Below are 10,591 nucleotides of genomic sequence, written 5' to 3' on the forward strand. Positions count from 1 at the left end.
TACAAACTTACGTTGCTCTTGAACCGTAGGGTGGATTAAGGAGCGTAAGCGACGAATCCACCAAAGTAGCTGTCCCGCCTTACGTTGATGGCCTGAGATTCAATTTATAAACAGGAAATTATGCCGCTTGTAACCGTGAACGGTTACTCATTTTTAAAGTAATTCCCGATTGGAGGCAAAATGCCCTAAAATAATTGCCTTAACCTGGAGCCGTAACCGGATTAACAAGCCGTCCGATCCCTGCAATGGCTACTTCAACTTCATCCCCGGGTTTCAGGTAGACCGGGGGTTTTCTTACAAAGCCCACTCCTCCCGGGGTGCCGGTTAAAATAACAGTGCCAGGCAGAAGGGTTGTGTCTTCAGAAAGATATTCTATAATCCGGTTTACCGGAAATATCATGTCCGAAGTTATGGCCTCCTGCATGACTTGGCCGTTTAAAATACATTTTATTTCCAGATTCTGCGGGTCGGGAATCTCATCCGCCGTTATAATTGCCGGACCCAAAGGGCAGAATGTGTCGAAACTTTTGCCCTTGGTCCACTGCCGGCTGCCGGCTTTTTTTTGCCATCTTCGGGCAGATATATCATTGGCTATGGTATAGCCTAAAACATAATCCAGTGCCTGCCCGGCGGATACATTCCTGGCCGTTTTTCCGATTACTACGGCAAGTTCAGCCTCATAATCGACTTCCGGAGGATCCAAACATGACTTCGGGATTACAACAGGATCATCCGGGTGGTTAATGGATGCCGGATTTTTCATAAATAATACCGGGTACCTGGGAATTTCCAACCCGGTTTCAGCCGCGTGCTGGTGAAAATTGAGTCCTATGCAGAGAATTGCGACAGGTTCCAAAGGAGCCAGGACCTTCTTGACAGCTACTTTTTTGCCTGTATCCTTAAGGCCGTCAAACAATTTTCCTTCAAGTAGAACCGCCGTACCTTTCGAATATTTATGTCCGTATTGAATTCGGTTTTGTTGATCTATAAAACGAGTTATATGCATAAAAAAAGCCCGCCCCTCCTTATTCTATTGATATGATCAACATGATGACTTACAATAGAACCATGATAAGCTTAAATATAAATGAAATAAAAACCCATTTCCCAAGCTTCCTTGCAAAAGTCAGCAATGGAGAAACAGTAATAGTCTGTAAACGGAATGTGCCTATTGCTGAAATAAAACCGATTGCGGCGCTCCCAAATAAAAAACGGCCAATTGGTCTTGCTGGCGAAGAATATCCTGACTTTAAAATAAGCGACGCTTTTTTTGACCCTCTCCCGGATGATATTGTTGCTGTTTTTAACGGCGAAGACTCGTGAAATTTTTACTCGACACCTGCTCTTTTCTCTGGTTGACTAAAGGTAGTAAGGATCTGTCTCCTAAGGCAATTGACACTTTTACCGACCCGAAAAATGAAGTCTATCTAGTGCTTGAACTAAAATTAAAAACAGATACTATTTCGGGTAGTTAAACATTATTCAAGAAACGAAGATTTTCGAAAAGCTGTTAGCATTTAGCCGTTAGCTATTGGCTCAAGGAACTATCTGTTTGATTTTAAAAGCTAACGGCTCAAAAACTTCAATTTAAAAAACACACTTAACCTACTGAAAATATAACAATTTTAGCTTTTCGTTCAGTCACTATCTAAGTGCTGTTTCTGCGTGGGAAATCAATGTTAAATATCGTTTGGGCAAATTGTCTCTTCCTCTTCCTCTTCCTCTTCCTCTTTCACCTGATAAATTTATTCCCAAAGAGCGAAAAAGACACTTGATCACCCGTTTAGATTTATCGGAAAATGATACTTTGCACCTATGTAAACTACCTACCTACTCCCCACAAAGATCCTTTTGACCGTATGCTTGTATGTCAGGCAATTGAACATTCTTTAACAATCCTTACCCCTGATACGCTTATTACACAATACCCAGTTCGTTTTCTTTGGTAGCCTTTAAATTAATAAATAAAAAAAAGCATAAAATCATAGGCGTCCTCGCCCTCGTTCCTTATTATGCAAAAATTAATCGACCTTTTGCAAGTGGAATTTCACGATCCAGCTCTTTTGCAGTTTCTATCCATTCATTTATAATAATTTCAGCATTTGAAATAGCTTCCTGGTACGTTTTGCCATCTGCCATGCATCCGGGCAATTCGGGAACATCGGCAATATAAGATTTGTCTTCGTCACTCCAAAAAATAATTATTTCGTATTTATTCATACTCTACTCCCGGATTTAATTTGTATTTTATTATAATGTTTCGAATCTGTTTTACCTGATACGCTTTAGCTTTTGAACCAATAGGTTGCAAATTCAATATTTCTTTAACATCATTCATAAAAAATATATGGTGGTCACCCCGTATTCGTTCATTAAATCCGAGTGCTTTCAGCAAGATGCATAATTTGGGAAATGAAATGTTGGCATCTGATGTACTCCGAAGGAGTTTTTATCAAAAGTTTATCATATGTGCCCATATCATATTCTGATTTGAAAGACTTTTATTTACTTATGTGATTTTATAACCAATAGTGTTTTAATAATAGTACAGATGAGTATAAAGGCTCCATTTTTTAAAATAGCATATCAAAAATTAATTAAAAATCAACTTTTTAAGCAATAGGGTATCAAGTCATTTTGTTTTTGAAAGACCTCCCATACTCCCCCCCCCCCCTCGTGCCAAGATAAATCCGAATCGTTGGGATAAGACACAAGGTCTTTGAAACTCGATATTGTTACCAAGTGGGTGCTCGGGAAACGGTTTGTTTCCTTCATCTCTGCAGGGCTTGCTCTGGCATTGATGTTAAGATAGTCCCACCTGACTAAAGACTAACCAGCAGGTCAGTAGCGAAGTCCACAGGTAAACCCGGTAACGGGAGTCTGGAGCTGGACGGAGCAAGATTGCAGGCTCTGTATTGAGCCCCGAAAAATGTATGGTTGTGGTCATTGTGATAATCCTGCTTGCAGGAAAAAGCCGACGCTTTGGAGACAGCGGAAGGCAGCAGTCCTGAATATGCTAAGGCAAGTATTCAGGACACCACCGGGGTCTTAGACCAGGGCATGTACTCAAAGGGGTAGCTCGGGAACTTGGGAGACCCGGATGTTTCCTTGGGTAAAAAGAACGGTAACAGGAAATCCAGCGCAAGCGAAATCCCGGCGTTGCATAGGAATGTCCCGCCTTGCAACGAGTCTGCCATTGGCAGAAACACAAACATTAAAAGATGGGCGATACAAGGTATCAGGGGAGGATAGCGAAGAGCGAACGAACCTGAGATAAACATTCGGAAGTCTTAGCAGATCATAGTACCGATGATTAAGAATTGAACTATCTTGATCGGAAAGGTGGGGAAGTGATGCCCAAGCGACCCACTGCAGGGAAGGTGAAGCAGGGTATAACGTTTTTTTGGCAGGAATTATGGGAGATACACAGATGTCACAAACCATATCAACAAAAAGCCGAGAAATTGCAAGAACGGTCGCTTGCAATTCCAGACCGATAGAATGGGGACAACCACCGGTGTTAACAGGTGGGTCATCCCTTATCAAAATCGAGCTGCTTGCTCAAAGTAATCCTGAACTGGTATTTACATCAGTAGTCCATCGGATAGACTTTGATTTACTGAAACAATCCTTTCGTAAAATTCGGAAAAGCAAATCTGCAGGAGTGGACAAGGTTACGGCAAAGGAGTATGCCGAAAATCTTGATCAAAACCTCTATAATCTGTATGAACGACTGCGGAGAGGACAGTACGTTGCGTCTCCTGTAAAGCGTATCTGGATAGACAAGGAAGGAGGGAAAAAGCGTCCAATTGGCATACCTGTACTTGAGGATAAAATTGTCCAGAAAGCAGCAGCAGCCATATTGAATGTCATATTTGACAGGAATTTTTACAATTTTTCCCATGCATTCAGAAAAGGTCGGAGCCAACACATGGCAATCAAAGATTTACGTGAGCAATGCTTGAAGCAGAATATCAGCTGGATAGTAAGCGCAGATATTACAGGACTATTTGACAATATTAATCACGAGTTACTTAAAGACATGATACGTCGGAGAGTAAGTGACGGCGGAATGATTCGCCTGATAGGGAAGTGGTTGAATGCAGGCGTAATGGAGGAAGGCAACCTGACGTACTCTGAAACGGGCACTCCACAGGGAGGAGTAATTTCCCCTGTGCTCAGTAATATCTTTCTTCATTATGTTTTAGATGACTGGTACGTGAAAGAAGTGATCCCCCGGATGAAAGGGAGATGCTCCATCATACGCTGGGCGGATGATTTCATCCTCGGGTTCGAGTATGAAAAAGACGCATTGCGTGTCATGGATGTATTACCCAGGCGGTTCGAACAGTTCGAGCTGTCACTTCACCCGGAAAAGACAAAACTGATTCGATTTTCCAAACGCATTAGCGGAAAGGGAAACGGGACGTTTGATTTTTAGGGTTTACATTTTACTGGTCAAAATCATTAAAAGGGTACATGGTAATAAAGAAAAAGACGGCAAGAAAGCGTTCAAGCCGTTTTATGAAGAGAATATGGATATGGTGCAAGGATAACCGTCATAAGCCAATGGCCGAGCAGTATGAGATTCTTTGCAGTAAACTGCGAGGTTTTTACCAGTACTTTGGAGTAATAAGTAACTACAAAGTGCTGGAAGTTGTGTTTGAATATACTGAGAAAGCATGGCGTCGATGGTTAAGCCGAAGAAGTCACAAGGGCGAAGTAATGTTCGAGGACTTGCGCACAACATACCCACTGCCATTACCCAGAATAGTCCATAATATTTGATGCCGTAAGGGCTGCAAAGTTATACGCCAAACGGGGTGTCGCCTGTTTGGTTGATAATCCGGTAAAAAGGATTTGAACCGAGGAACCGTATGAGGGAAATCTTCACGTACGGGTCTGTAGGGGGGGCGTCGGGTAACCGATGCTCCTACCTGGAGCTTGACCAATTAATCGTTTTATGTAATTATTTATCATAGAATAGTAACATTTTATGTAATAATGCAGGGGATAAAAAATATCATAAAGGGTCTGCCATGATAATCAAGCGAAAGATCGAATCGGAATTATTACTTTGGAAAAAGCTGGAGAACAGAAAACCTGTCATAATACGGGGAGCAAGACAAGTTGGAAAAACATTTATCGTTAATCAATTTGCTTCAAATTTTGAACATTTTATTGATATCAACCTGGAAAGACCAAAAGAACGTGAGCTTTTTACAAATTTTAATACCGGCCAGGAACTTTTTGAACGAATCCTGCTTTATAAAGGGTATAACGTAAAAATTGAAAATACACTTTTATTTATTGATGAAATTCAACATTCCGCCGAAGCTGTAAAAGCGCTCAGATATTTTCATGAAGATCTAAAAGAATTAGGCGTTATTGCTGCCGGTTCACTTCTTGAGGTTTTTTCGAAACGTGAGGGTTTTTCATTTCCCGTTGGCAGGGTAAGGAATCTTTTTTTATATCCTGTAAATTTTATGGAATATATAGAAGCTAAAAATCCACCACTTGCTGAAAAATTATTGAATATGGATTTAATAGCCGAAACCCCTTTTCACGATTTACTGCTTGAACAGTTTAATGAGTATGCTTTTGTTGGAGGAATGCCGGAAGTCCTTGCTGTTTACATGAAAACAGGATCATATTCAGCGTTAAGGAATATATATGATTCAATTTTTATGGGATACCTTGAAGATGTTGAAAAATATTCCAATATTGCTAAAGCAAAATATTTAACACACACGATTGACAGAGCTCCACTCTATGCCGGTGAACGGATTACATATGAAAAATTCGGCGAATCTTCATATAGATCAAGAGAAATTAAAGAAGCTTTTGATGTTCTTGAGCGTGCGCTGATTGTTTATCGCTCAAGGCCATCAACATCAAAACAGATTCCAATTATTGAAAAAATGCGAAAAGCTCCTAAATTATTTTTTCTTGATGTCGGTTTGACTAACTACAGAATTGGATTTAAGGAGTTTTTCAACAAAAAAAAATTGCTCGACAATGTATATCAGGGGAAAATATCGGAACAGGTTGCAGCACAGGAAATTATTTCACAAACCTGTCGTGCTCCATCTCTCAATTTCTGGATACGGGAAAAGGGTAACGCTGAAATAGACTTTCTCTATCCTTTTAAAGAATTCGTTATCCCGATTGAAGTTAAAAGTGGAAAGGTCGGTAAACTGAAGTCATTAAATTTATTCATGGAAAAAAGTAATCATCCTTATGCAGTCCGGATATATTCCGGAATAAACAGGATTGATCAAATAGAGCTTCCTTCCGGGAAAATATTTTACCTTTATTCGATTCCGTATTATCTTTTATCAAGACTTGATGAAGCAATTAACCGATTTATAACATCTTTTCCCATTCACAATTAGGCATCCTTCATAAATGCTTAAAAGTAGTTTGCACTTTTAACGATTCTTGCTTTCTCGTTCTCATGCTCCGGCGTGTAAATGCATACTATTATATAGCTTCGCCGGAGCATGAAAACCAGGGAAATGATGATTTTGGCTTTATTAATACTTATTCACTATTCAAGATGTGACCCTAATTTCGTTCATTTGTTATGCCAAGCTATTCCATTCATTAGCAGTAATAGAACGCTCTAAGATTAATTCCACCTCATTTAATACCATCCGTAATTGTGGCAGTGAATACTCTGTATTTGATGGTATACTCAGACGATGGTATCCAAAAACCATAAATTGATGACGGCTTCCCGATAATGGCCCATGAAATCCAAGTTTACGTAAACGTTTAATGAGAATTCGACGTTTACATGGATGCCATTGCTTCATAAGTAGGTTCCTTATTCAAATCATATTCGGATATAACAGGAATAGGATGACCTAATTTCAGTCCGACAAGCAACCAATCTTCTAATGTCGAGCGCAATTCATCTTCGCAGGCACGCAATGTTTTTCCAAAGGCTAATACTCCTTTACAAGATGGAATACGTCCCGAAAATGTCCCATCTTCTAGTTTATCATATTCTGCGCCTGCTAACGCATTTTCAACGTATCCAGTAAGAATATACTGTGACATCTTTTTGCTCCTATCTATTATGGTATAAGATTCATTTTGGCATAACAAGTTATTGCGCAGTTTTTTGATATCATTCATGTCATAAATAGTTGAGCAATGATAATAATATTATTATCGCTATCATATAGCTGCCAAACCAACAAGTAAAAATATAAATCTTCCCTTTCCCCCCGTCCTCTGCGGTTATAGGAAATAGTTGAAATCTTTTCATATTATTTATATATGTTTGGAAAGAGGATAAAACAAGTTTCTGAAGCAGGCATATAAATTTGGGTCTGGTTTGAACTTCGATTTAAAATTACAAAAACGGAGGGCATCCTTTATTAAGCTACAAAAAATAGTTTACACTTTGAACGGTTCTCGCTTTTTAGGTCACATGCTCCAGCGTGTAAATGCATACTATTATATAGCTTCGCCGGAGCATGAAAACCAGGGAAAGGATGATTTTGGCTTTATTAATACTTATTCACTATTCAAGATGTGACCCTGATTCACCCCTTTTTATGCAGCATACCGTATGATCTCTAATTCCGCAACGGCGTTTACCTTTTTAAGAATTTCTTCAACACGGATCATTACCGGATCATCCAGCAAATACTCACCGCAATTCTCACACTGTATTACAGGTAGATCCTTCAGAATAGCAATGGTTGTATCGCTAGCTTTGAATGGAAGGTCTGTGACTAAATGCTTTAATTTTGAACCACATACATGGCATTTCATGATAGGCGCCTCCTTATTCTGAACCCGGCCTCCCATTCCGTAGAATTTGGACGGTAGGCCGTTATTATTCTTATATTATTACTTTCCAGATCAATAGCAAATCATATATGTATTACATTGTTTTGATATTTTGAACGGACAAGATAGCTCGGAAAATATTTATCTTTCGGATAATGCTCAATGATTTCATAGCAATCAGAAGAATCCACAATAGCCTGCCGGGCAATGAAGCGATGTTTTAAACGCATATTCACATGATACGTCCAAAGTATTTTCCCCTGGCTAACACATTTCTGTATGAATTTTAAAGGGTAATCAGGAAGTGCCTGATTTTGCATTATTAAATCTCCTCAACTACTTACACATATGCATAATGCGCTGTAAACGAATAGCGTTTTATCAATCGTCCAACAATAAGTTATTGTACAGTTTTTGATATTATTCATGTTATAAATAATTGAGCAATGACAATAATATTAATCGCTATCATATAGTTGCCAAACCAACAAGCAAAGATATAAATCTTCCCTCTCCCCCCGTCCTCTGCGGTTATAGGAAATAGTTGAAATCTTTTCATATTATTTATATATGTCTGGAAAGAGGATAAAATAAGTTTCTGAAGCAGGCACATAAATTTGGGTCTGGTTTAAACTTCGATTTAAAATTACAAAAAAGGAGGGCATCCTTCATAAATGCTCAAAAGTAGTTTACACTTTTAACGGTTCTTGCTTTCTTGTTCCCATGCTCCGGCATGGGAACAAGGCAAATGATAAATTTGGCTTTATTGATAGTTATTCACTATTCAAGATGTGCCCCAATTCACCAAGGGCATCTAATCCGGCTAACCTTGGCATATTGCTAGATTCATAAAATTGCATCAGCCAGGCATGTTCTGCACCAACGTCCCCTCCGTTCCAGAATCCACAATGTTCTTGATTTTATTTAACTGGAATGTAACATTATCAATTTTATGAATAGTGAAAATTAAGATGACCCGGTTTAAAATAGAAATTACGTTTATAAACAGAAAAAAAAGAGATGGCCGAGTTGCGAAATTACCCTGGAAGGCTGGCCCAACTGATGAATGAAGCATAAATAAATATACGAAAAGGGAGGTGTAATATGGACAATACACTTTTAGAAAAGGCATTAGAGATGCCGCCTAACGAAAGGGTGGCGCTTGCAGAGTTAATTCTTTCCAGCATTGATTACGAGGAAGATGGAATTCGTCAAACATGGATTACTGAAGTTAAAAATCGTATAAATGCCGTTAATGAAGGCAGGGCAAAATTATTCGATTTTGAAGGATTATATAATGAAGGTCAAGATCCATGAATTAGCTGCACAAGAATTTGACGAAGCAATCGAATGGTATGAACTCCAATCAAAAGGATTAGGGAAACGATTTAAGAAATCTGTGGCTAATCAACTCAAAAAGATTAAGCAAAATCCGGATTGGTTTTTAATAGAAGCAGAAAATATTTACAAAGCATATCTCCCCAAATTTCCTTATAAAATCTTGTATACATTAGACAAGGAAAAAATTATTGTTTGGGCTATCGCTCATATGCATAGAAAACCGTGGTATTGGCAGTCAAGAATGCGCTGACAAAATAACTGAGCAGATGCCTGAAATATAGTTGCTTTGGAAGAATTCACACGCCGCCGGCATCGCTATAACTTCCGTACTCAATATTATCAGGCTGTGTCCTACTTGTGAAAGTTATTTCGTCCCCGTTCCTTAGCCCTTTCAGGGCATGCTGAGGAAGGATTGCTATATTAATTTGTGTGACTTTAGCCAGGCATGCTCTGCACCAACGTCCTCTCCGTTTACCCAAACTTTCCTGAAAATTGGAGCAGGGTCTAACATTTTCTTATTTTTTTTTATGTAAGCGCTTCTTGTCAAGTTGAATATAGATAATCCCTGCTAAACCAATAATACCTAAAATGATAAGGGCAATACCATAATATGTCATAATCTCACCTCGTTGGCGTCAAGCATGTACCCACATACAAAAAAAATTACGGTCACCATAAACCCGCCTGTAAATAAGGCAAAATGGAAGGTTTCTGGTTTTGCTATGGGGCCGACTACTGTGACTGCAAGTATAATCTTTGCTATATCGTAGGAGAATTTAGCAAGATTATCCTTTTGTTTTTCTGTTTTAATAAGCGGCATTATTTTTAAAAACTACATGTTTCACTTTTTCTCGTCAAGTTAAAAATATAATGGCACACTGGGAGAATAAATTCAGAACCGCAATCATGGTCATCAATCGCAAGGAACAAAAGCTCGTGAGAAAGAGGGCGAGCTGTAAGGAATTTTCCTGAAAATAAACTACCCTGCCAGAGGAATCCCTTACGCCTTTGCGATTTTTGGACGTTCCATCGGGTTTATTGCCACCGGGGTAGAAACGATGCATGCATCGTCTCTACAAGTCGAAATGTCAACAGATGAGTTTTATTTATAAAGGGTAGAATATTTTCAGTAAAGTTTCTAATAAGAAATCTGTGGCTAATCAACTCAAAAAGATTAAGCAAAATCCGGATTGGTTTTTAATAGAAGCAGAAAATATTTACAAAGCATATCTCCCCAAATTTCCTTATAAAATCTTGTATACATTAGACAAGGAAAAAATTATTGTTTGGGCTATCGCTCATATGCATAGAAAACCGTGGTATTGGCAGTCAAGAATGCGCTGACAAAATAACTGAGCAGATGCCTGAAATATAGTTGCTTTGGAAGAATTCACACGCCGCCGGCATCGCTATAACTTCCGTACTCAATATTATCAGGCTGTGT

At 38.9% G+C, this 10,591-nt stretch carries 12 protein-coding genes; 6 read left to right on the forward strand and 6 right to left on the reverse strand.

The window, feature by feature from the left end:
* Positions 1–199: 199 nt before the first annotated feature.
* Positions 200–1,006: a fumarylacetoacetate hydrolase family protein gene (locus BuS5_RS02945; protein WP_027355338.1), complete on the reverse strand. Its 807-nt coding sequence runs from the start codon at positions 1,004–1,006 to the stop codon at positions 200–202.
* A 41-nt stretch (positions 1,007–1,047) separates the two neighbouring features.
* Here BuS5_RS02945 and BuS5_RS02950 point away from each other — a divergent pair, with 41 nt between their 5' ends.
* Entirely contained in the window at positions 1,048–1,323 is a 276-nt protein-coding gene (locus BuS5_RS02950; protein WP_198012366.1) for a type II toxin-antitoxin system Phd/YefM family antitoxin, read from the forward strand.
* A gap of 687 nt (positions 1,324–2,010) precedes the next feature.
* On the opposite strand, the gene BuS5_RS02955 is transcribed toward BuS5_RS02950, so the two are convergent.
* Positions 2,011–2,220 carry a type II toxin-antitoxin system HicB family antitoxin gene (locus BuS5_RS02955; protein WP_027355340.1) on the reverse strand — a complete coding sequence of 70 codons (210 nt, stop codon included), beginning with the start codon at positions 2,218–2,220 and terminating at the stop codon, positions 2,011–2,013.
* A gap of 1,195 nt (positions 2,221–3,415) precedes the next feature.
* Between BuS5_RS02955 and BuS5_RS02960 the strand changes: the two genes are divergently transcribed.
* The 3 genes from BuS5_RS02960 (at position 3,416) to BuS5_RS02970 (ending at position 6,395) form a co-directional block, all read left to right on the forward strand.
* Positions 3,416–4,441 (forward strand): reverse transcriptase domain-containing protein, encoded by a 1,026-nt coding sequence (locus BuS5_RS02960; protein WP_274427991.1) that lies wholly within the window; start codon positions 3,416–3,418, stop codon positions 4,439–4,441.
* A gap of 38 nt (positions 4,442–4,479) precedes the next feature.
* A complete protein-coding gene (locus tag BuS5_RS02965; RefSeq protein WP_274427764.1) occupies positions 4,480–4,788 on the forward strand; it encodes a group II intron maturase-specific domain-containing protein in 309 nt (102 codons plus the stop codon).
* Between the two features lie 251 nt (positions 4,789–5,039).
* The gene (locus BuS5_RS02970) at positions 5,040–6,395 is read left to right on the forward strand and encodes an ATP-binding protein (RefSeq protein ID WP_027355008.1); all 1,356 of its coding nucleotides are present in this window, start codon (positions 5,040–5,042) and stop codon (positions 6,393–6,395) included.
* A 400-nt stretch (positions 6,396–6,795) separates the two neighbouring features.
* Here the strand turns inward: BuS5_RS02970 and BuS5_RS02975 are convergent, their stop codons facing one another.
* The 3 genes from BuS5_RS02975 to BuS5_RS02985 all read right to left on the reverse strand — a co-directional run bounded on the left by BuS5_RS02975 (position 6,796) and on the right by BuS5_RS02985 (position 8,126).
* Positions 6,796–7,065: a type II toxin-antitoxin system HicB family antitoxin gene (locus BuS5_RS02975; protein WP_198012331.1), complete on the reverse strand. Its 270-nt coding sequence runs from the start codon at positions 7,063–7,065 to the stop codon at positions 6,796–6,798.
* A 501-nt stretch (positions 7,066–7,566) separates the two neighbouring features.
* Positions 7,567–7,788, reverse strand: coding sequence for a type II toxin-antitoxin system MqsA family antitoxin (locus BuS5_RS02980; protein ID WP_027355006.1), 222 nt, complete (start codon positions 7,786–7,788; stop codon positions 7,567–7,569).
* A gap of 101 nt (positions 7,789–7,889) precedes the next feature.
* Positions 7,890–8,126, reverse strand: coding sequence for a DUF4258 domain-containing protein (locus BuS5_RS02985; RefSeq protein ID WP_198012330.1), 237 nt, complete (start codon positions 8,124–8,126; stop codon positions 7,890–7,892).
* 784 nt (positions 8,127–8,910) lie between these two features.
* On the opposite strand from BuS5_RS02985, the gene BuS5_RS02990 reads away from it, so the two are divergent.
* Both BuS5_RS02990 and BuS5_RS02995 read left to right on the forward strand, forming a co-directional pair.
* On the forward strand, positions 8,911–9,123 hold the full coding sequence (locus tag BuS5_RS02990) for an addiction module protein (protein ID WP_027355005.1): 213 nt from the start codon (positions 8,911–8,913) through the stop codon (positions 9,121–9,123).
* Positions 9,104–9,397 carry a type II toxin-antitoxin system RelE/ParE family toxin gene (locus BuS5_RS02995; protein ID WP_027355004.1) on the forward strand — a complete coding sequence of 98 codons (294 nt, stop codon included), beginning with the start codon at positions 9,104–9,106 and terminating at the stop codon, positions 9,395–9,397. The genes BuS5_RS02990 and BuS5_RS02995 overlap by 20 nt, the downstream gene beginning before the upstream one ends.
* Before the next feature lie 363 nt (positions 9,398–9,760).
* On the opposite strand, the gene BuS5_RS03000 is transcribed toward BuS5_RS02995, so the two are convergent.
* The gene (locus tag BuS5_RS03000) at positions 9,761–9,967 is read right to left on the reverse strand and encodes a DUF6722 family protein (protein WP_274427992.1); all 207 of its coding nucleotides are present in this window, start codon (positions 9,965–9,967) and stop codon (positions 9,761–9,763) included.
* Between the last annotated feature and the right edge of the window lie 624 nt (positions 9,968–10,591).

Origin of the sequence: Desulfosarcina sp. BuS5 (assembly GCF_028752835.1) — a bacterium.
GTDB lineage: Bacteria > Desulfobacterota > Desulfobacteria > Desulfobacterales > BuS5 > BuS5.

Coding starts and splice junctions, on each gene's coding strand:
- BuS5_RS02945 (WP_027355338.1), bottom strand. CDS start 1,006: ATGCATATAACTCGTTTTATAGATCAACAAAACCGAATTCAATACGGA.
- BuS5_RS02950 (WP_198012366.1), top strand. CDS start 1,048: ATGATGACTTACAATAGAACCATGATAAGCTTAAATATAAATGAAATA.
- BuS5_RS02955 (WP_027355340.1), bottom strand. CDS start 2,220: ATGAATAAATACGAAATAATTATTTTTTGGAGTGACGAAGACAAATCT.
- BuS5_RS02960 (WP_274427991.1), top strand. CDS start 3,416: ATGGGAGATACACAGATGTCACAAACCATATCAACAAAAAGCCGAGAA.
- BuS5_RS02965 (WP_274427764.1), top strand. CDS start 4,480: ATGGTAATAAAGAAAAAGACGGCAAGAAAGCGTTCAAGCCGTTTTATG.
- BuS5_RS02970 (WP_027355008.1), top strand. CDS start 5,040: ATGATAATCAAGCGAAAGATCGAATCGGAATTATTACTTTGGAAAAAG.
- BuS5_RS02975 (WP_198012331.1), bottom strand. CDS start 7,065: ATGTCACAGTATATTCTTACTGGATACGTTGAAAATGCGTTAGCAGGC.
- BuS5_RS02980 (WP_027355006.1), bottom strand. CDS start 7,788: ATGAAATGCCATGTATGTGGTTCAAAATTAAAGCATTTAGTCACAGAC.
- BuS5_RS02985 (WP_198012330.1), bottom strand. CDS start 8,126: ATGCAAAATCAGGCACTTCCTGATTACCCTTTAAAATTCATACAGAAA.
- BuS5_RS02990 (WP_027355005.1), top strand. CDS start 8,911: ATGGACAATACACTTTTAGAAAAGGCATTAGAGATGCCGCCTAACGAA.
- BuS5_RS02995 (WP_027355004.1), top strand. CDS start 9,104: ATGAAGGTCAAGATCCATGAATTAGCTGCACAAGAATTTGACGAAGCA.
- BuS5_RS03000 (WP_274427992.1), bottom strand. CDS start 9,967: ATGCCGCTTATTAAAACAGAAAAACAAAAGGATAATCTTGCTAAATTC.